The organism is Campylobacter sp. CCS1377 (assembly GCF_040008265.1).
GTDB lineage: Bacteria > Campylobacterota > Campylobacteria > Campylobacterales > Campylobacteraceae > Campylobacter_D.
The window spans coordinates 1426231-1446554 of the sequence record NZ_CP155620.1 but is presented as its reverse complement, the minus strand read 5'-3'; the positions used below and the strand labels follow the sequence as shown (position 1 = coordinate 1446554).

Below are 20324 nucleotides of genomic sequence, written 5' to 3'. Positions count from 1 at the left end.
GCAAAAGTCCTGATGAGTTAGATACGATGAAATTTGAAAGAGATGTAAAATATTGGGATTACAATCTTGGTAAATTGGTAACTTTTAGAAAAGAAGAACATAAATAGTATGACACAACGACAACCAATGAATTCAATGATGGTTTTTGGGGTTTTGGATCTGGAATAAATTCTATTAATGTTGCAACCAATAAGATATTAAAAAATAATCAATATATAGCAAGGGAATATCTATGAATAATAAATTTATTTTGTTAAATTTATATTAGATTGTTTTATATGTTTTGGTATTGTGATAATCTCTCCATTTATATATTTTATTTTAATAAAAGGTGAAGAATTTAGGTGGCTTTTAGCTCCAATGCAGTGGTTTTTTAATGTTGATATTCATACTATTAACGATATATCAGAATTTATTGTTGTTTTTTGTTTGTTAATTATTATTATAGTATTTATAATTAATATTTTTTATAAAATACATAGGATAAGTTTGAGTTTAATATTTATGGTTTGCTATGTTGCGTTTGTATATTATTTTTTAGCCATATGAGATAAAATGATTTTTTATTATAAAAATTTAAAGCTATAGATTAGAAACAAAAGAGCTATTAATTACATATAAGCTATGAAATTTATTCAAAATAAATTATTAATATATAATTTAATCATCAAATTTTAAAATTAAACAAAACAATAAAAACACAAATAAAATTTGCATGATATGGTTTTTTGGATTTGATAAATTTAAGAGAACTTATCAAAGCAAAGATATATACCAAAAGACCTTAGTTTGCAAATCTTTTGGTATAAGTAAATATTTATTAAAAAATAATGGTTTTATTTTTATAAATGAAAATTCTATCATCAAACACCAGATCTAAAGCTTTAGAAAGCACATTTTTTTCTACATTCCTACCCGCTTGTTGCATACTTTGCCAAGTGTCTTCGTGATTTACAGGGATAACCGCTTGGGTAATGATAGGACCTTCGTCCAGATTATTATTTACAAAATGAGCTGTGGCGCCTATGATTTTAACTCCTCTCTCATAGGCTTGCTTGTAGGGATTTGCACCTATAAATGCAGGCAAGAAAGAATGATGAATATTAATGATTCTTCCTTCAAAATGTTTAACAAAATCGGGCGATAAAATTCTCATATATTTTGCTAGCACAATATAATCAAAATCGTAATTTTGCAAACATTGCAAGATTAAATTTTCATGTTCCTTGCGTTCAAGATTACTTGCTTCAATGCTATGATAGGCAATATTAAATTTATCAACCAAACTTTTTAAAGTATCGTAGTTTGCAATGACGGCTTTTACATTGGCATTTAATTCGCCACTATAATCTCTAATGAGTAAGTCTCCCAAACAATGCGCTTCTTTTGTTGCAAAAATCACAATATCTTTTTTTCTTTTCGTGTTTAATTCCACAAAAGCACCTTTTGGTAGCATTGCTTCAAGAGTACCAATAAATGCTTTTTCGTCAAATTCTCCTTCCAAAACAGAACGGAAGAAAAAACGATCTTCGCCTACAAATTCATCGTTTTTGATGATATTGATATGATATTTAAAAATAACATCAGAAATTCGGTAAATCAAGCCTTTTTCATCATTGCAGGAAATTTTTAATATATAATTTTTCATTTTTCTTCCTTATTTAAATAGTTTTGAATTTGTTCTTTTTTTAGCTCTTTAATTTTAATTGCCAAATCATTTCCTTTTAAACTTTGTTTTGTCAATAAATCAGAATTGATTTGGATTTTGAATTTTTGATCATAAATTTTAAGTCTTTTTGCTTGTTCTATTCTTAAATTGCTCCATAAACCAAGCCAATTCTTCAAAGGCATTTCAAGTGCAATTTCCATCATTTCAAAATCATCAATTTCATCTTGAAAATAAGCTTGCATTGAGCTTCTTAGCAGGTTTTTTTTGAGTTTTGTTTTTAGAAAAAATTCCCTTTGATCTATTTGAAAAAAATTCAGATAAAGATATAAAAATAAAGCTTCATCGTTGATTTTTTCTTGTGCTTTTTTAAGTAAATTTTGAAATTCATCATTTATAAAATGAAAACCAAAAATTTTTTCATCTAAATTTAATTTTTGCAAATATTCATACCCCAAATTTAAATGTTTTGTTTTGAAAAATTTATAAAGCTCTGTATTGATTCTATCAAGACTTAAATCACTTATATCCATTTTTTGCATCAGTTTGAGGCTTTCATCTGCGATGCGAAAATCAAATCTTGAAGCAAAAACGATTGCGCGCAAAATTCTTAAACTATCTTCTTGAAAGCTTTCATCATCAATATGGCGTATGATTTTATGATTTAAATCATAAATTCCATCATAAAAGTCTAAAAATTCATTATTAAATAAATTAATCATACAAGCATTGATGGTAAAATCTCTTCTTTTTGCAGCAATTTTTTCATCATGGCAAAGTTTTACTTCAAATCCCCTATGTCCTAGTGTTGTTTTAGATTCTGTGCGTGCGAGTGCTAAATCATAATTTTTATATTTATACACAAAAAAGCTTTTGCCAAATCCTTGAGCGCAAAGTTTTTGCATAATTTTTTCAAATTTTAAAGGCTCGATATCATAAATTTCTATATCATAATCATGAATATCAAGCCCTAAGAGTAAGTCTCTTACACTTCCACCCACCAAATAAGCTCTTTTTGTATAGGGCTTTAGAAAATCAGCGATAAAGGCTAATTCTATATTATTTTTTAAGTCTATCTTCGATATTTGCAAGCAAAAACTCTAAAAAATGAATGGTTAAATTAAGTCTGGATTCTAAATCTTGTTTTTGAGTATTATTTAGTCCTTCAAATAAGACTAAAATTCTTTCTCTAATATTTTTTAAAAACAATTCATCTGTGCTTAAAACTTCCTTCAAAGAAGTATCTTCAAAATGCTCATGGACACTAAAGCTTTCTTTTTCCACTTCTTCTTGTGTTAAAATTTCATCATTTCTTTCAATATTTATTTCTTCTTTTGAAATTTCGATATTTTGTGCTTGTTCTAGCTGAGCTTGTTTAAATTGTTCTTCTAATTGAATATTAACTTCATCAATTGTTTTTTTTGCTAAATCTTCTAAATTCATATTTTTATTAACCACCTTTTAAATTCATTGATTTCTTTTTCACTTTTCATATGGATAAAAAAGTCAAGCATTTGAGAGTTAAGCTCTTCATGGTAAGATTTAATACCACTAAGTCTTCTTACTGCATTTATGGCGTTTTGGTTATTAGGATCGTTTTTGAGTATGTTTTTATAAATTTCTAAAGCTTCATCTTTAAGCCCTTGTGCTTCATAAATTGATGCTTCAGTAATGGTATTTTTCATTTTTTTTCCTAAAAATTTTTTATAATTTTAACAAAAAGCAATTTAAGTTTATCTTTATTATAGTTCAAATAACAAGCTAAGTCCTAAAATCGCAACACATAAAGCACTAAATTTATTTAATTTTTTGATATGTTCGTTTAGAATTTTTCTTAAAAAACTTCCACCTGCAGCATAAAGACTTAAAACGATGAATTCTATCATTAAAATAATAAGAGTTAAAAGGAATAAATCGGAATAAGATTTTAAAAATGGAGGAAGCAAAGAAAGCATAAAGATCCATGCTTTTGGATTAGAAACTGCAGTGAAGAAGCCTTGTGAGATAAGAGTAAATTTTTCTTTTTGCGTGATTGTAATTTCTTTAAGACTTAAATTTGTCCGTAGCAAAATGAAGGCAATATAAAAAAGATAAAGGGCTGCTAAAATCTTAAATATTTTAAAAGCAAAATCGTATGTAAAACAAAATGTGCCCCAAAGCCACAAATTAACACCACAATACCAAGACCTACAAGTTCTCCCAACATCATCCATAAGGTTTTTTTATAACCAAGACTAACTCCCAAAGAAAAGGCTAAACTCATACATAATCCTGGCAAAAGAGAGACTGAAGCAAAGGTTAGAATAAATAAAAAATAATCCATTTTATAATATCCTTAAGATGAATATATAAAAAATCGTGCCTAAAACTATGCTAATAAGCGCATTTTTAAATTTAAAATGAAGTAAAAATACAAAAATGCAAGCCAAAATCATATTCATTCCATAAGGACTTTGGGTAAAATCAACCTCATAAAAAGTATAGAAAAATAAAACAATGATGATAATTAAAGGCATATTTTTTTGGATGAAATCAAGCCTATGGTTTGAGTTTTGATTTTTGAAAATCAAATACGCCAAAACCCTTGTCAAATAAGTCCCCAAAAACGCTGCAAAAATCAATAATAAAGTCGCGCTAAACATATTTTTTCCCAAAATAAAGCAAGCTTAAAGCGCAGGCTATACAAAAGATTAACATATAAGACTTATCTATAAAAAATAAGGCAAATAAAGATATGAAAGTTGAAAACAATAAAATTTTAATATTTGGATTTTGTTTAAAAAGCTCATAGCTTAAAACTATAAAAAGCGCATTAAGGCTAAATTCAACCCCAGAATAGTCTATTTTAATGCTTTTTTGAAAATAAAACCCAAGCACAGAACCCAAAATCCAATAAAAATGATTTAAAGCGCAAATGTTAAAAATTTTAAAAGATTTTTCTCTTGTATTTAAATTTTCGAGATTTTTTTTAAAGCCACTAATGAGTGCAAAACTTTCATCTGTTAATGCAAACATAATGTAGTGTTTTAAAAAATTTAGCTTTTTAAAATCATCAAGCAAGGATAGAGTATAGAAAAAATGACGGAAATTGAGTAAAAAGGAGACAAAAAATACTTCTAAAAATCCAGCTCCTGCACTTACAAGTCCCACTAAAACAAATTGTCCAGCTCCTGCATAAACTATCACAGAACTAAGCAGGGTTTCTAAAAAAGTAAAATTATTACTAGCAGCTAAAATTCCAAAAGTAGCTCCTAAGGGTATGTAACCCATCAAAACGGGCAGGGTAAGGGTAAAAATATTATTTTTGTGCATTATTATTTTTTAAAATTTGATTTAAATAAGGCGTTTGGTTTATATCGATGCGTCGTTCTTGGTGTTGGTTTTGTTGTTGATGAGTTTTGATTTTGACATTTTCATCGTTAAAGTATAAATAATCAATTCCAAAAAGTAAAATGATAACAATAAGAAAAAAGATTAAAAAAACCATAACAAGTCCTTAAAATAAGTCCAAAATTATATCAAATTTCATAGCTTTTTAACCAAAAAAGTTACATAAAAGCTAGATTGTTGTATTATATTTTTTATTTAAATGAAAAATTTAGGAGTAAAAATGCAAATACGCGTGTATTACGAAGATACTGATGCGGGTGGAGTGGTTTATCATAGTAATTATTTGAAATTTTGCGAGAGAGCTAGAAGTGAAATATTTTTTTCCAAAAATGTGGATATATTTGACGCATCAAAGGGTCATTTTTTACTTGTTAAAGCAAATTGTAATTTTTTAAAACCTGCAAAATTAGGTGATATTTTAGAAATAAAAACAAAACTTTTAGAGCTTAAAAAGGCTTCGCTTGTGATAAGTCAAGAGATTTTTAGAAAAGAGGAAAAATTATTTAGTGCAGATTTTGTTTTGGCTTTCATTAAAAATTCAAAACCTGTCGCAATGGATGAAAAATTAAAGGAAGAATTTAAGCTTTTACTTGCTTAAATTCTTTTGAAAAAAATTAATTTTGATACACACTAACCATCTTTTTACTTGCCACAGAACTTAAACCCACTGCGATAGCAAAGGCGTCCGCATTTCTAACTTCTAGTGTGCCTTGAGTAAAAATTCTCTTTGCAAGTGCTGTTTTATCGGTTGGCACTTCTGATATTTTTGTTGGGATATAAAGTCCGTGTTTCATAAATGAAAAATCCCCAGCGATTAAGCAGTCTGCCAAGTTATTTTCTTTGCTTAGCATTCTATGTAAATGAAAATTTACCACTCCAAAATCTGTCTCAATGCTTGTAATGTGCGATGTTACTCTTTTTTCATTGCCTAGAATTCTTGTAGCGATTCTATTAATTGCTGCTTTTAAATCAGCCCCTACAAATACATCTTTAGCTGTTACGCCCTTATCCCAAATGCTTTGTAAAATTTGATTAAGCTTATCTTCTGTGAGTTCGGTCGCATTACCAGTCCAGTCACCGTTTTCATCAAAGGCTAAAACATTACCCCTTCTTCCATCACTAAAGCTTTTTGCATCTTTTGCGATATAGTAAAACATTCCAGCCATTTCACCTTCAACGCTTTCATTGGCTTGCACATATTCTTTAAAGACTGAAACCTTAGTGTCGCTATCTCTTCCCAAACCAAATAAAGCATACTCAATATCAAGCTTATGTTCTTTAGCTTTTTTACCCATTTGATAAGCCATTTCATTACCACCGTATTGTCTAGCCTTAAGTAATGAATCAGACACCATAGCTTCTGTTTTAAAAATTTGTGTTGCATTGGAAGTTTTTTGCACGGTATTTTTAGTTACTTCAGTTAAACCTGTGATTTCAAGGTTTTTATTTTGTTTTGGTTTTGCCAAAGTATCAGTAAGCTAAGAATGCAAAAGCGGGTTAGTTACGCTCGAAGTGCCAATCTTGGAAAGAATAGGCGTCTCATCAGGTCCTACTTGAATAATCGTTTCATAAACACTAGATCTAAGCTTTACATTTTTAGTCATAGGTGCGGTAAAGCCACTTGAAGTTAATGCCATTTTTGCTCCTTAAAATTAATTTTTAAGGATTTTATAAAAATTTTTTGGACAAAACTAGGGAATTTGTCCAAATTTGAAAAAAATTGAGTTTTTATTATGAGTTTTTCATCGTCATTCTGAGCAAAGCGAAGAATTTTTATTTAATAGACTGTAATTTTAAAAATTGGATTTTAAATTAAGTTAGATATAATTTCAGTGGGTAGAGTGCCAAAGGCGGCTACCTTTGGCATTTAATCACACCCAAAAAGGAGGTGATGAAAGATGTCACAAATCTTATCTTAATAGTTATTATACTACTTTGTATTTTAACTGTCAATGCCTATTAAGGTGATAAGTTAAAGCAAAGTCTCCTTAGCAATAAGGGGATTAAGATTTCCCTTTGGCTTAATTGTAGCATACCGCCTATTTTGCTAATATTATATTGGTTTGCGAATTTATTGTATGACAAGCCTTTAATATTGATAATTTCTTTGTATTATTTATTAAAAGCTTAAGTCATTTTTAATATTTAATTTTGTTGCAAAATTTAAATCTATTTAAATTCTTTAAATTCTTCAAACGAATATCCCAGTCCTCTCATAAATTTAATATCATAGATTAATTGAGAATCTTGCATTTTTTCATCAAAAATTCTCTCAGAATCTTGACTTATAAATGAAGTATAAAAATAGTCAAGTCCTACGCTTGTAGCATAAGCAACCCAGTTATAATTAATATCTTGTCCAAAAATAGAATTAATATAAGCTAAACCTTGATCTTCATTAAAAATTGAATTGGCGATAATAAAGTTTTTTCTATCGTTGGTTTGGGTGATGCTTAAGAAAGTAGGATTGTAGTTAATTTGTGTTGATAAAAGAATATATGGAGAAATTTCATTGACACGCAATTGCGAACTTATAAGCGCGGTTTTGACTAAAGGCGTATTAAGAAAAATTGAAGCGTTGTTTAAATCTCCATTGGATTGGAATAATTGTTTAAAATCTAATTTAGCGCCATCAATTTTATAAAAACGAATAGGATTTTGAATTTGGGTGCTGATTTTTTCATTTAAGTGATTTGAAAGTGCTGAATTATCAGAAAAAACTGCAATATTATCATTGCTTAATTTTAACAAAGCCGCAATTTGCGCATCATAGTCAATGCTGCCAAAATAAATATTTGGATGAGAAATTTGGGTATTGTTTTTATGGACGGTTGGAATGAAAACCTTGATATTTTTAAGATGAGAATTTAAATAATTTACACCTTTTAAAGTGAATCCAGCAATGGCGTATTGGTAATTTTGGCTTTCGATTTCATCGAGCGCATTTTGGATATTTGCTTCCTCTTCGGTTCCTATGCGAAAAACTTTGACTTTAATTTGTGCTCTTTGTTTTAAAAGATAAGAAATACTTGCATTAATAATAGTGTTTGAATAGCTTTTAATGGTTTTTTCAGGCACAATAATAGCAAGCTTGATTAAGGCTTGTTTTTGTAAAATTTTATCAAAATCAGTAATAGAATTTAAAAGTTTTATATAAATATTATTAAGTAAATTATCTGCATTTTGTTGATTGAATTCACTTAAAAAGCTAAGATAAAGTTTTGATTCTAAGAGATCAAATAAACAACCACTGTCGCAATTTTGAGTGGAAAGTTTAGGATAAAAGTCTTTTGCGGGTTCTATTGGAGAGAGTTTTTGATTTTGCGCAAAAAGCAAATTTAAACTTAATAATAATAAAATTATTTTTTTCATAATATTCCTTTCAATTTGTGTAAATCTTGGATAAATACAGCTTCAGAACTAGGATTTTTAACAAGATAGTCCATATCAAAATTTGGCATAAATAAGCTATTATTAAAAGCAAAAATTTCTCCTCTTAATTTCGTAAAATTTTCAAAACCAAAATGGCAAAATGTGTCTTTGCCTAAACACAATACAATTTTTGGTGCAACAAGTGCAAATTCATTAAACCAATACGGTATGCAAGTTTGGAGCGAACTTGTATCTTTATAGGCATTAAAACATTTAAAAATATAAGACATATAAAAATCTTTACGATCTAAATTTAAGTATTTTTTCAGCAAATATTTCAGTTTTTCTCCCCATTTTGAGTCTAAAAGCTCCCCGCTTTCATTTTCGTTTTTGTCTGCAAAATCACTCACTATCATTAAAGCTTTATGTTGAATGTGTTTTTCTATCATTGCGTGTTTTTTTTGTTTAGACAAATGACAAAGTTTGCATTGTAATACTTGATGATACAAGGTTTTTTGATCATTTGTTAAGGTTTGATTGTAAATATCTTGTTCAATAAATTCATAACCAAAAGCTCTTAAATAGTATAAATCTTTAATTTTATTCATTATTTGCTTAAATTATTTAAAATTTCTCCATCAAGTCTATAAGTTCTCCACTCGTGCATATGTTTTGCTTTGAGAGAAGTATAAAAATCAATGCCAATTTGATTGTCATTTAAACACACCCATTCTAGTCTTTTTAAGTTCTTTTCTTTGCAAATTTGTGCTAAATATTTAAAAACAGCCTTTCCAAAACCTTTACCCCTAAAATCCGGTTTAATGTAAATATCTTCAAGATACATTCCACCAAGCCCTAAAAAAGATGAAAAGGTAAAATAATACATTGCATAACCTATCATTTGCCCTTGAAATTCCAAAACTAAAGCTTTGGCATAGTTGTTTGTAAAAAAGGATTCTTCAAGTTCTTTTTCACTGCATTTTACTTCATCTAACATATTTTCATGTATGGCAAGTTCCTTAAGCAAAATGAGAATATTTTTTAAATCTTCTTTTTGTGCTTCTCTGATTCTAAAAGAGTTCATATGTTGATCCTTAAAAGGTTTTAAGTTTATAAATTTAGCAAAATAATCTAAAAATTACTCTTAATTAAAAGCAATTTTAAGTAATATTGAGATAAAATTCAGACTTTATTTTTACAATTTTAAGGAAATAGTGATGAAAAGAACATATCAACCACATAACACTCCAAGAAAACGCACTCATGGATTTCGTGTTCGCATGAAAAGTAAAAACGGTCGTAAAGTGATTAATGCAAGAAGAGCAAAAGGAAGAAAAAGACTAGCAGTGTGAGTAAATTTTTAAAAATCAACACTGAAAGAGAATTTTCTTCTATCTACAAAGAAGGAAAAAGATGGCATTGCGAGGGTGCTATTATTTTTTATTTTCAAGATATAGAAAATAAAATGGCAGTTGTCGCAAGTAAAAAGGTTGGAAAAGCGGTTGTTAGAAATAAATCTAAAAGATGGTTAAGGATGGCTTTTTTAAATTTGTCGCAGAATTTAGAAAAGGGAAAATATATTATCGTAGCCAAAAATGAGATTACACAGCTCTCTTTTTTTCAACTTGAAAAAAATTTAAAATGGGGTTTTAAAAAATTAGGATGTTTAAAAGTATTTGCATGAATATGGTTTTATTTTATCAGAATTTTTTAAGTCCACTAAAACCACGAAGTTGTAGATATTATCCAACTTGTTCTGAGTATGCTTTGTGGCAACTTAATAAAAATAGTCTCATTCAAGCATCATGTTTGATTATTGTGAGAATTTTAAAATGCAACCCTTTTTTTAAAGGCGGATTTGATTATCCTCGCATTCATAAAGATTTTACTATAGCCAATGCTTGCTTTCAACCTTTATTTTTAGCTCAAACAAGACTTAAATTTATTTATATTCCTTGTGATTATAAACATTTTTATCTTATTAAGATTATATTTTAAGGAAAAATTATTATGAATAACAACAACAATAACAATCCTACTCAACAAAAACGCATTTTACTTGCTGTTATTTTGTCTTTTTTGTTTTTTATCGTCTATGATTATTTTTTTATTCCTAAAAATCATATCACAGAACAAAATATTACCACTGTGCAAAATGCAAGTACTACCACGCAAGCAGCGCCGCAAACTCAAGTTACTCAAAGTGATTTAAAGCCTTCAAATACTCAAAATGTAAATAAAAACGATATTATTACAACCGTTAAAAGTAGTCATTTTGAAGCACACATTGATCGCATAGGTCGTATTGTGGCTTTTTATCTTAAAGATGAAAAGTATAAAGATGAAAATAATCAATCGTTAAATTTAATCTCAACTCAGTTTTCCCCTTTGCCTTTAGAACTTCGTTTTTCGGATCAAATTTTAAATAAACAAGCTTTTGAAAACAGTTATAAGGCTGATACTGCTATGCTTGATGTGAATTCTTCAAAAGGAGCAGTATTAAATTTAACTCAAAAATTAAATGATTTAATCGTGTATAAAAAAATCACTTTTTACCCACAAGGGAATTACGACATTGAAGTAAAATTAAGTAAAAATGCTAATTATTTTATAAGTCCAGGCTATAGACCAAATATAGCTGTAGATAGCTATACTGTACATGGAGCCTTGGTACTTGATAGTGAAGAAACTTTGCATACTCTTGAAGATGGCGATGTGGAAAAAGATGAGGTTTTCAATAAGGTTTTAATGACTTCGGCTTTTGATAGATATTATGCAACCTTTTTTTATAATTTTAACCAGCCTTTGCAAGTTACGATTTCTAAAGATCAAAATGATAATCCTATCGTTTTTGCCTTTTCAAATAACGAATTTAAGGCAGGTGGATATATAGGTGCCAAAGAGCACACCATTTTAAGGATGATTGATGAGCGTCTTGAAGCGGTTGTGGAGTATGGCTGGTTTACTTTTATTGCTAAACCTATGTTTGAATTTTTAAATTTTTTGCATAATTATATTGGAAATTGGGGTTGGGCTATTGTAATAATGACTTTGATTGTGCGTTTGATTTTATTCCCACTTACTTATAAATCAATGATTTCTATGAATAAGCTTAAAGATTTAGCACCGAAAATGAAAGAAATTAGAGAGCGTTACAAAGGCGATCCTCAAAAAATGAATATGCATATGATGGAGCTTTATAAAAAGCATGGTGCAAATCCTATGAGCGGATGTCTGCCTATACTTTTACAAATTCCAATTTTCTTTGCAATTTATCGCGTTTTACTTAATGCTATTGAGCTTAAAGCTGCGCCTTGGGCGTTTTGGATACATGATTTATCGGTAATGGATCCTTATTTTATCTTACCTATTTTTATGGGTGCAACAATGTTTGTGCAACAGCTTATCACGCCAATGACTATTCAAGATCCTATGCAGGCTAAGATTATGAAATTTTTACCGGTAATTTTTACTTTCTTCTTTATCACTTTCCCAGCAGGTCTCACGCTTTATTGGTGTGTTAATAATATTTGTTCTCTCATTCAACAATGGGTGATCAATAAAATGTTTGCCAAAGAGCATCATAAAAAACATACGGAGCAAGCAAAATGACTATAGAGGCTAAAGATTTACAAAGTGCGATAACTCAGGCATCCATTCAACTTCAATGCTCAGTAATGGATATAGAATACACTGTTATTCAATATCCAAAGCAAGGTTTTTTAGGTTTTTTTCGAAAAAATGCCATTATAGAAGCACGCAGTGTTAAAAAGGTAAAACCAAAAGTAGAAAAAAAAGATTATAAAATTAAAACCGAGGAAAAAATAAGTAAGAAAAAAGATAGTGTAGAAAAGTTAAGAAATTTTACACAGGAAAAAAACAGCCATGAAGAGGTAAAAAAAGATTTTCTAGCTCAAGAAGAACACAAAGAGCAAGAGTCATTAAAAATCAAAAAGGAAAAATATGTAGTCAAAAGCGATGCAATTTTTGATTCCTTTCATAAAGAGAGCGAAGAAAAAAACACTGATCGTTTGGATGAAATAAAAATACAAGTAAAAACTTTAATTGATTCTTTAGGTTTTGATATTGAACTTGTTGAATTCCGTATGTATGATGATAATAATATTTTAATTAAGCTTGATGGCAAGGATTCTGCGTTGTTAATCGGCAAGGGAGCGTGTAGATATAAGGCTTTATCTTATCTTTTGCATAGTTGGATTAATTCAAAATATAATTTATTTATTAGACTTGAAATTTCTCATTTTTTAGAAAATCAAACTCAAGTAGTACAGCAATATTTACAAGGCGTGATAGAAAAAATCGAAAGCACGGGTAGGGCACAAACAAAGCCTTTAGATGGCGTTTTAGTGAAAATTGCTTTAGAGCTTTTAAGGGAGCGCTTTCCGCACAAGTATGTTGGAATCAGACAGTGTGAAGGCGATCAAAAAATTATCATAGTAAATGATTTTATAAAATAAAATGAATGATACCATCGTCGCGTTAGCAACAGCTCATGGGCTTGGTGCGATTTCTATTATTAGAATCAGTGGAACACAAGCTTATGAGAGTGCTTTAAAATTCCTTAAACAACCCATATTAAAACCACGATATGCACATTTTTGCAAGCTTTATGATAGAAATGATGAATTTATTGATGAAGCAATTGTGATTTATTTTAAAGCTCCTTTTAGTTTTACAGGCGAAGATGTTGTGGAATTTCAAATTCACGGAGGTACTGCATTAGCTCAGGTGGTGCTTGAAGAATTTTTAAACTTAGGTTTAAGGCTCGCAAAAGGTGGAGAATTTAGTAAAAGGGCTTGCTTAAATGGCAAAATGAATGTTTTAAAAGCTTTAAATATTCAAGATTTAATTCTTGCAAAATCAAGTCAAGGCGCAAAAATCATTGCTAGAAATTTAGAAGGAAAATTAGGAGTATTTTTAGATCAAATTCGTATGGATTTGGTTAAAACTTTAGCTTATGTTGAAACGAGTATTGATTATGCTGATGATGATTTGCCGCCAAATTTATTAGAACAAATTCAAAATATGTGCTTAAAAAATTCTAAACTTTTAGAAGATATAGTTGCCATTTCAAGATCCAAAAAAGGATTGATAGATGGTTTTAAAATAGTAATTTTAGGCAAGCCAAATGCCGGAAAAAGTTCTATTTTAAATGCCTTATTAAATTATGATAGGGCTATTGTTTCAGATATTGCGGGCACAACAAGAGATCGTATCGAAGAAAATTTAAAAATCGGTACGCATTTAGTTAAAATTATTGATACTGCGGGCATAAGACAAAGTGAAGATAGCATAGAACAAATAGGCGTGCAATTAAGCTTTAAGGCCATTGAAGATGCTGATATTATTTTAGCGATTTTTGATGCTTCAAGACCTAAAGATTTGGAAGATGAAGAGATTTTAAAGCTTTTGCAAAATTGTGACAAAAAAATCTTTTGGATTTTAAATAAAATGGATTTGCCGTGTCAATTCAACGAAGAAAATTTGAATTTTTTAAACTTAAGTGCTAAAAATGATATTACTTTGCTTGAAAATGCCCTGATAAATTATTTAGATCATCAACAAACATACGATTTGATTGCGACTAATCTTACCCTTATTCAATCTTGCGAAAATGCTAGCAAGGCAATTTTAAGAGCAAAAGATTTATTAAATGAAAATTCCTTAGAACTTTTTGCGTTTGAATTTAATTTAGCTATTGATGAGCTTGCAAAATTTACCAAAGATTTCAATCGAAGTGAAATTTTAGATGAAATGTTTGGTAATTTTTGCTTAGGAAAATGAAAGGTAGAAAAATGGATAAAGAAACGATTAAGGCACATAAAATCAGCGATGATGAATATGCTGAAATTTTAAATATTTTAGGTAGAGAGCCAAATTTACTCGAGCTTGGTGTGATTTCTGCGATGTGGAGCGAGCATTGTTCTTATAAATCAAGTAAAAAATACCTTAATGGCTTTCCAACCAAAGCTTCTTGGGTGATACAAGGTCCAGGAGAAAATGCGGGTGTGATTGATATTGGTAAAGGAATGGCAGCAGTTTTTAAAGTAGAAAGTCACAATCACCCTAGCTTTATCGAGCCTTTTGCGGGTGCTGCTACAGGTGTGGGTGGAATTTTGCGTGATGTTTTTACCATGGGTGCAAGAGTGGTTGCAGGAATGAATTCTTTAAAATTTGGTAATATCCACGATGAAAAATGTGGCAAACATCAAAAATACCTTGTCAAAGGCGTTGTGAGTGGAATTTCTCATTATGGAAATTGTATGGGAGTGCCTACGATTGGAGGAGAATGTGCCTTTGATGAATGCTTTAATGGAAATATTCTAGTCAATGCCTTTGCTTTAGGAATTTGCAAAAGTGAAGATATTTTTTATGCTAAGGCTGAAGGTATAGGAAATCCTGTGATTTATGTGGGTTCAAAAACCGGTAGAGATGGACTTGGTGGAGCTGTGATGGCGAGCGATAGCTTTACAGAAGAAAGTAAGTCTTTGCGTCCAACCGTGCAAATTGGTGATCCTTTCAGCGAAAAGCTTTTAATGGAAGCTTGTTTGGAGCTTTTTAAAACAGATTATATCGTTGGAATTCAAGATATGGGTGCAGCTGGTCTTACTTCAAGTTCTTTTGAAATGGCAGGAAGAAGTGGTAGTGGAATGAAGCTTTTCTTGGATAAAACGCCGATGAGAGAAGAAGGAATGACTCCTTATGAATTAATGCTTAGCGAGTCTCAAGAAAGAATGCTAATTTGTGCTAAAAAAGGCTGCGAAGATAAAGTTATAGAAATCTTTAAAAAATGGGATTTAGACGCTGTGGTAATGGGCGAAGTTACCAATACGGGTAAAATGGAGCTTTTTTGGAATGATGAGCTTGTAGGGCTTATCCCAATAGAACCTTTAAGCGAAAAAGCACCGATTTTAGATCGTCCAACTTCTAAACCAAAATACCTAGATGAAATTAAAAATTATAAATTTGAACTTAAAATGTCTCAACAAGAGCTTTTTGAAAAAATCTTGCAAAATGAAAATGCTAGCGATAAAAATTTTATTTATGATCAGTTTGATTCTAGCGTGCAAACTAATACCATAAAAGCCGATGGAGCTTTGGGTGCAAGCGTGATACGCGTTAAAGAAAATGGTGCAAGCGTAGCAATGGCGATAGAATGCAATTCGCGTTTAAATTATATCAATCCAAAAATTGGTGCTAGCATGACAGTAGCAAGTGCAGGTAGAAAAGTAGCTTGCACAGGTGCAAAACCTTTAGCAATAAGTGATTGTTTGAATTATGGCAATCCGCAAAATCCTGAAGTCATGTGGCAGTTTGCACAGGGTTGCGAAGGTATAAAAGAAGCTTGCAAAGAGTTAAACACTCCAGTTGTAAGCGGAAATGTTTCACTTTATAATGAAAGCGATGGAGTAAGTATTTATCCAAGTCCAACCATAGTTTGCGTGGGTTTGAACGAAGATGCAAGTAAAACTTTGCCAAGTGCTTTTAGTCAAGAAAATATCAGTATTTTTGTTTTGGGTGAAAGCAAAGGGGAATTTGGAGCCTCTTTGGCGGCAAAAATTCAAGATGGCAAAGTAGAAGGAATGCTTTGTGAGTTAGACTATGAAGCAGAAATTAAGCTATGGAATTTACTCATAGAAGCTAATAAACAAAATTTACTTCATTGTGCTAATAGTGTTGGTATAGGTGGTATTGCTTTAACTTTGGCTAAAATGGCGGCTAGATCAAGCGTGGGAATTGAAGCAAAGATGAGTTCAAAACATAATGATATCATTTTTGATGAAAGTCCAAGTCGTGCCATAGTTGGGGTTTTAGATGAAGAAAAATTTTTAGAACTTGCGCAAAATTTTGATGTCAAAGTACAAAAAATCGGTCAAAGTGTGAGTGAAGCTAAGTTTGTTTTAGATGAAATTGGACTAGGAAGCAAAGAGCTAAAAGCTAAGTATTTTAATTCTTTTAAAGAAATGATGGAATAATGATTTATATTTTATTAATCATCGCTATTTTAGCGTTTTATTGGTATTACAAAACTTGGGGAAAACAAGATTTTTTAAACTCAGCTACGCGTGGAGCTAAAGGCTTTGCAAGGGGTTTTGCAAAGGGCGTTATGGAAGAAAGAATAGATGAGTTTAAAAGGCGTATGAATTACTATGTCATCGCACTTTTAGCAAAAATCGCAAAAAGCGATGGCAGAGTAAGCGAAGATGAAGCTGAAATGATCAGTCAAATTTTAGATGCAAATGCCAAAGATGAAAGAGAAAGGGCGTTTTTAAAAGCAAGTTTTAATGAGCATAAAGATAATTTAAGCGATGCTTTTTATGTGGCAAAGGATTTTTTAAAAGAAGTTCCTTTGCCAAAAAACGAGCGTTTTAATGTTTTGCGTGTGCTTGTGTTTATGGCATTAATCGATGCAGATTTTAATAACAAAAAAAGAGAGATTTTAGAACAAATCGCAAAGGCTTTTGATATAGCAAAAAGCGAGCTTGATAATTTTATCGCCAGTCTTTCAAATTTAAAAAGCGGACAAAAAGAGTTAAGTCTTGATGAAGCCTATAGCGTTTTAGAGCTTTCAAGTAATGCAGATTTAAACGCGGTAAAAAAACAATACAGAGCCTTAGCTAAAAAATACCATCCTGATATTTTAAACGCAAATAATGTGAGCGAAGAAGAATTAAAAAAAGGTGTAGAAAAATTTCAAAAAATTAACGAAGCTTATGAAAAAATCAAAAAGCATTTAGAAAAATAAGAGTAAAAATGAAAAAGATAATTTTATTTTTGTTTGTTTTTTAGGAATTTTAAGAGCAGAGCAAGAATGGAAAGCGATAAAGAATGTTTTGATTTAGGGCTTTGGTATTATGAAAAAAAATAAATTTCGAAAGGGCAATGAAATAATGTCTAAGCTTTGCAAAGCTAATGTTTATAAAGCTTGTCGTAATGTAAGTATTTCTTATGAAAATGGATTTGGCGTAAAGCAAGATTATTTTAAAGCAAAAGAACTTTACGAAAAAGCTTGTAAAGGCAATGATTATGTTGCTTGTTTTAATTTAGGTATTATTTATAAATATGGACAAGGTATAAAACAAGATTATCAAAAAACCAATGAATTTTACAAAAAAGCTTGCGATGGTGGTCATAACACTGCTTGTTTTTATTACAATGCACAAGAAGTAAAATAAGATTTACTCACAGCTAAAAATTATTTTTCTAAAGCTTGTGATTTGGGAGAACAAATAGCTTGTGATAATTATTATGATTTAAATGAAGGTAAATTTTAAGAGAAAGGAAAAAATGAGAGCATTATTAAGCGTTAGCGATAAAGAAGGCATAGTAGAATTTGGAAAAGAACTTGAAAATTTAGGCTTTGAGCTACTTTCAACGGGTGGAACTTTTAAGCTTTTAAAGGAAAATGGAGTAAAGGTTGTAGAAGTTAGCGAATTTACAAAAAGTCCTGAGCTTTTTGAAGGGCGTGTAAAAACCTTGCACCCAAAAATTCACGGCGGAATTTTACATAAAAGAAGTGATGAAAATCATATTAAACAAGCAAAAGAGAATGAAATTTTAGGCATTGATTTGGTTTGTGTAAATTTATATCCATTTAAAAAAACCACTATAATGAGCAATGATTTTGATGAGATTATCGAAAACATCGACATTGGTGGACCTGCGATGATAAGAAGTGCGGCGAAAAATTACAAAGATGTTATGGTGCTTTGCGATCCGCTTGATTATGAAAAAACTATCAATGCTTTAAAAAACAATCAAAATGATGAAAAATTTCGCCTAAATTTGATGATAAAAGCTTACGAGCATACAGCAAATTATGATAGCTATATCGCAAATTATATGAATGAAAGGTTTAATGGGGGATTTGGAGCAAGTAAATTCATCGTAGGGCAAAAGGTTTTTGATACAAAATACGGCGAAAATCCTCATCAAAAAGGAGCTTTATATGAATTTGATGCCTTTTTTAGCGTGAATTTTAAAGCCCTAAAAGGCGAAGCAAGCTTTAATAATCTAACTGATATTAACTCCGCGCTGAATTTAGCCAGTAGTTTTGAAAAAGCTCCCGCGGTAGCTATAGTAAAGCATGGAAATCCTTGCGGTTTTGCTATAAAAGAAAATTTGGTACAAAGCTATATACACGCGTTAAAATGTGATAGTGTGAGTGCTTATGGGGGTGTGGTGGCGATCAATGGCACGCTGGATAAGACCTTGGCTGAGAAAATCAATGAAATTTATGTAGAAGTTATCATTGCTGCAAATGTTACAGATGAGGCCTTAGCGGTATTTGAAAACAAAAAACGCATTAAAATTTTTACACAATTTAGCCCTTATTTAATCAGAAGTTTTGACAAATATGATTTTAAGCACATTGATGGAGGCTTTGTTTATCAAAATAGCGATGAAGTAAGTGAAAATGAGCTTAAAAATGCAAAACTTATGAGTCAAAGAAAGGCAAGTGAAGGTGAACTAAAAGATCTTGAAATTGCGATGAAAATTGCTGCATTTACCAAATCAAACAATGTAGTTTATGTAAAAAATGGCGCAATGGTGGCCATTGGAATGGGTATGACAAGCAGAATTGATGCCGCAAAAGCAGCTATTGCCAAAGCTAAAGAAATGGGGCTTGATTTAGAGGGTTGTGTTTTGGCAAGTGAAGCTTTTTTTCCATTTAGAGATAGCATAGACGAAGCAAGTAAAGTGGGTGTTAAAGCCATAGTAGAGCCAGGTGGAAGCATAAGGGATGATGAAGTGATAAAAGCTGCCGATGAATACGGAGTGGCACTTTATTTTACAGGTGTAAGACACTTTTTGCATTAAATTTACAAATTTTTAAACAATCTAAAGGGCTAATTTATTACCATCTAAGCCCTTTTTTCATCATTTTAATTCATCTCCGCGCATCTTGTAAACTCCAACTCTGTAATGTTGAATACAGCGAAATATCTTGCCATTCTGAACGAATGTGAAGAATTTTACAACCCAACTAAAACTACAAGCCTGTTTTCCAAACCTTAAGCGAAGAATCTCTATATTGTAACTATTTTCTTAAATAGAGATCCTTCATCGCAAGGATTCAGGATGAGCAGATAAAGAACCTTTGTTTCACTTGGGATAACAAAATGTTGGTTTAAAGATAACGAAAGGTAAATTCGGGATGACAAGCACTCATCATTCTAAGCAATCTTTTCGTCATGTTGAGCATAGCGAAATATCTCTATCCTTCCCTAAAAAATACTATCTTTAAAACATTTCTATAAAAAATTTCTAAAAAAATATAAATATTTATTTAATTTACTAAAAAGGTTAAAAATACTGTGGCATAATCTTAAATATTTTAAATTCAAGGAGAATGAATGAAAAAAATTTCCATTTTAGCTTTAGGACTTTTGATGAGTGCTTGTGTTAAAAATGCCAGTCTTAGTATTATTGAAATTGAAAATAAAACCTTAAGTTTTGTTTCCATAGAAACCAATGGTAAACTTTATACTCCAAAAGAGGGTGGTGAAATACCGAGCATTACCTTTGAAAGAGATAGATTCTTCGGTTTTGCGGGTTGCAATCGCTTTTTTGGTGGTTTGGGTAATTTAGGTGATGAAGGTATTGAATTTAAAGGTGCTGCTGCGACTAAAATGATGTGTGAGCCTGAATCAATGAAATTTGAAGATAAAATATTAACAAGCCTTACAGGCATCTTTAAAATCAGTAAAAATGGCGATAATGGTTACACGCTCACAAAAGATGACATCGTCATTCGCTTAAAATGATTTTAAACGCTCCATTTTGGAGTGTTTTTTGCGTTTTATTTATAATTATTTTATTTGTTTTTAAATTATTTTTCAATATATCAAATCATTCTCTCCTCGCAACTTAT

Annotated in this window: 26 protein-coding genes; 12 read left to right on the top strand and 14 right to left on the bottom strand. The window is 30.4% G+C overall.

Translation table 11 applies throughout. The features are described from left to right. Positions 1 to 820: 820 nt before the first annotated feature. Genes purU through AAH949_RS07180 form a run of 9 tightly spaced genes read right to left on the bottom strand, consistent with a single transcriptional unit; the run spans position 821 to position 5153 of the window. Complete coding sequence (gene purU, locus AAH949_RS07220; protein ID WP_348518352.1) at positions 821 to 1648, bottom strand: formyltetrahydrofolate deformylase; 828 nt, start codon at positions 1646 to 1648, stop codon at positions 821 to 823. Continuing rightward, the gene (locus AAH949_RS07215; protein WP_348518351.1) at positions 1645 to 2757 is read right to left on the bottom strand and encodes a CCA tRNA nucleotidyltransferase; all 1113 of its coding nucleotides are present in this window, start codon (positions 2755 to 2757) and stop codon (positions 1645 to 1647) included. The genes purU and AAH949_RS07215 overlap by 4 nt, the downstream gene beginning before the upstream one ends. Beyond that, positions 2726 to 3109 (bottom strand): 2-oxoglutarate:acceptor oxidoreductase, encoded by a 384-nt coding sequence (locus AAH949_RS07210; protein WP_134239087.1) that lies wholly within the window; start codon positions 3107 to 3109, stop codon positions 2726 to 2728. Before AAH949_RS07210 ends, AAH949_RS07215 begins: the two co-directional genes overlap by 32 nt. Further along, positions 3106 to 3351, bottom strand: a complete 246-nt coding sequence (locus AAH949_RS07205; RefSeq protein ID WP_348518350.1) for a hypothetical protein — start codon at positions 3349 to 3351, stop codon at positions 3106 to 3108. The genes AAH949_RS07210 and AAH949_RS07205 overlap by 4 nt, the downstream gene beginning before the upstream one ends. Positions 3352 to 3408: 57 nt before the next feature. Beyond that, positions 3409 to 3831 carry a LysE family transporter gene (locus AAH949_RS07200; RefSeq protein ID WP_348518349.1) on the bottom strand — a complete coding sequence of 141 codons (423 nt, stop codon included), beginning with the start codon at positions 3829 to 3831 and terminating at the stop codon, positions 3409 to 3411. Then, on the bottom strand, positions 3768 to 3989 hold the full coding sequence (locus AAH949_RS07195) for a hypothetical protein (protein ID WP_348518348.1): 222 nt from the start codon (positions 3987 to 3989) through the stop codon (positions 3768 to 3770). Before AAH949_RS07195 ends, AAH949_RS07200 begins: the two co-directional genes overlap by 64 nt. Position 3990: 1 nt before the next feature. Beyond that, entirely contained in the window at positions 3991 to 4308 is a 318-nt protein-coding gene (locus AAH949_RS07190; protein WP_134239084.1) for an AzlD domain-containing protein, read from the bottom strand. Continuing rightward, complete coding sequence (locus tag AAH949_RS07185; RefSeq protein WP_134239083.1) at positions 4301 to 4978, bottom strand: AzlC family ABC transporter permease; 678 nt, start codon at positions 4976 to 4978, stop codon at positions 4301 to 4303. The genes AAH949_RS07190 and AAH949_RS07185 overlap by 8 nt, the downstream gene beginning before the upstream one ends. Further along, entirely contained in the window at positions 4965 to 5153 is a 189-nt protein-coding gene (locus AAH949_RS07180) for a hypothetical protein (RefSeq protein WP_134239082.1), read from the bottom strand. The genes AAH949_RS07185 and AAH949_RS07180 overlap by 14 nt, the downstream gene beginning before the upstream one ends. Before the next feature lie 123 nt (positions 5154 to 5276). Between AAH949_RS07180 and AAH949_RS07175 the strand changes: the two genes are divergently transcribed. Beyond that, on the top strand, positions 5277 to 5654 hold the full coding sequence (locus AAH949_RS07175) for a YbgC/FadM family acyl-CoA thioesterase (RefSeq protein ID WP_134239081.1): 378 nt from the start codon (positions 5277 to 5279) through the stop codon (positions 5652 to 5654). Between the two features lie 16 nt (positions 5655 to 5670). On the opposite strand, the gene AAH949_RS07170 is transcribed toward AAH949_RS07175, so the two are convergent. From AAH949_RS07170 to AAH949_RS07150, 5 genes are all read right to left on the bottom strand, one after another. Next, positions 5671 to 6522, bottom strand: a complete 852-nt coding sequence (locus tag AAH949_RS07170; protein WP_348518347.1) for a DUF5309 family protein — start codon at positions 6520 to 6522, stop codon at positions 5671 to 5673. A 12-nt stretch (positions 6523 to 6534) separates the two neighbouring features. Further along, the gene (locus AAH949_RS07165; RefSeq protein ID WP_348518346.1) at positions 6535 to 6693 is read right to left on the bottom strand and encodes a hypothetical protein; all 159 of its coding nucleotides are present in this window, start codon (positions 6691 to 6693) and stop codon (positions 6535 to 6537) included. A 532-nt stretch (positions 6694 to 7225) separates the two neighbouring features. Then, a complete protein-coding gene (locus AAH949_RS07160; protein ID WP_348518345.1) occupies positions 7226 to 8428 on the bottom strand; it encodes a hypothetical protein in 1203 nt (400 codons plus the stop codon). Continuing rightward, on the bottom strand, positions 8425 to 9036 hold the full coding sequence (locus tag AAH949_RS07155) for a uracil-DNA glycosylase family protein (RefSeq protein ID WP_348518344.1): 612 nt from the start codon (positions 9034 to 9036) through the stop codon (positions 8425 to 8427). The genes AAH949_RS07160 and AAH949_RS07155 overlap by 4 nt, the downstream gene beginning before the upstream one ends. Further along, a complete protein-coding gene (locus AAH949_RS07150) occupies positions 9036 to 9512 on the bottom strand; it encodes a GNAT family N-acetyltransferase (RefSeq protein WP_134239077.1) in 477 nt (158 codons plus the stop codon). The genes AAH949_RS07155 and AAH949_RS07150 overlap by 1 nt, the downstream gene beginning before the upstream one ends. A 133-nt stretch (positions 9513 to 9645) precedes the next feature. Between AAH949_RS07150 and rpmH the strand changes: the two genes are divergently transcribed. From rpmH to AAH949_RS07095, 11 genes are all read left to right on the top strand, one after another. Next, a complete protein-coding gene (rpmH, locus tag AAH949_RS07145) occupies positions 9646 to 9780 on the top strand; it encodes a 50S ribosomal protein L34 (RefSeq protein WP_134239091.1) in 135 nt (44 codons plus the stop codon). Beyond that, entirely contained in the window at positions 9777 to 10112 is a 336-nt protein-coding gene (gene rnpA / locus AAH949_RS07140; protein WP_134239076.1) for a ribonuclease P protein component, read from the top strand. The genes rpmH and rnpA overlap by 4 nt, the downstream gene beginning before the upstream one ends. Beyond that, positions 10091 to 10426 (top strand): membrane protein insertion efficiency factor YidD, encoded by a 336-nt coding sequence (yidD, locus tag AAH949_RS07135; protein WP_348518343.1) that lies wholly within the window; start codon positions 10091 to 10093, stop codon positions 10424 to 10426. The genes rnpA and yidD overlap by 22 nt, the downstream gene beginning before the upstream one ends. A gap of 12 nt (positions 10427 to 10438) precedes the next feature. After that, a complete protein-coding gene (gene yidC, locus AAH949_RS07130) occupies positions 10439 to 12040 on the top strand; it encodes a membrane protein insertase YidC (protein ID WP_348518342.1) in 1602 nt (533 codons plus the stop codon). Further along, the gene (locus tag AAH949_RS07125; protein ID WP_134239073.1) at positions 12037 to 12906 is read left to right on the top strand and encodes a Jag N-terminal domain-containing protein; all 870 of its coding nucleotides are present in this window, start codon (positions 12037 to 12039) and stop codon (positions 12904 to 12906) included. The genes yidC and AAH949_RS07125 overlap by 4 nt, the downstream gene beginning before the upstream one ends. 1 nt (position 12907) lies before the next feature. Further along, positions 12908 to 14233: a tRNA uridine-5-carboxymethylaminomethyl(34) synthesis GTPase MnmE gene (gene mnmE / locus AAH949_RS07120; RefSeq protein ID WP_134239072.1), complete on the top strand. Its 1326-nt coding sequence runs from the start codon at positions 12908 to 12910 to the stop codon at positions 14231 to 14233. Between the two features lie 11 nt (positions 14234 to 14244). Continuing rightward, a complete protein-coding gene (gene purL, locus AAH949_RS07115; protein ID WP_348518341.1) occupies positions 14245 to 16425 on the top strand; it encodes a phosphoribosylformylglycinamidine synthase subunit PurL in 2181 nt (726 codons plus the stop codon). Further along, positions 16425 to 17195, top strand: coding sequence for a DnaJ family molecular chaperone (locus AAH949_RS07110; RefSeq protein WP_134239070.1), 771 nt, complete (start codon positions 16425 to 16427; stop codon positions 17193 to 17195). The genes purL and AAH949_RS07110 overlap by 1 nt, the downstream gene beginning before the upstream one ends. Before the next feature lie 109 nt (positions 17196 to 17304). Next, positions 17305 to 17625: a tetratricopeptide repeat protein gene (locus tag AAH949_RS07105; protein ID WP_134239069.1), complete on the top strand. Its 321-nt coding sequence runs from the start codon at positions 17305 to 17307 to the stop codon at positions 17623 to 17625. 112 nt (positions 17626 to 17737) lie between these two features. Beyond that, complete coding sequence (gene purH, locus AAH949_RS07100; RefSeq protein WP_134239068.1) at positions 17738 to 19270, top strand: bifunctional phosphoribosylaminoimidazolecarboxamide formyltransferase/IMP cyclohydrolase; 1533 nt, start codon at positions 17738 to 17740, stop codon at positions 19268 to 19270. Positions 19271 to 19806: 536 nt separating this feature from the next. Then, positions 19807 to 20217, top strand: coding sequence for an META domain-containing protein (locus AAH949_RS07095; RefSeq protein WP_134239067.1), 411 nt, complete (start codon positions 19807 to 19809; stop codon positions 20215 to 20217). Positions 20218 to 20324: the final 107 nt, after the last annotated feature.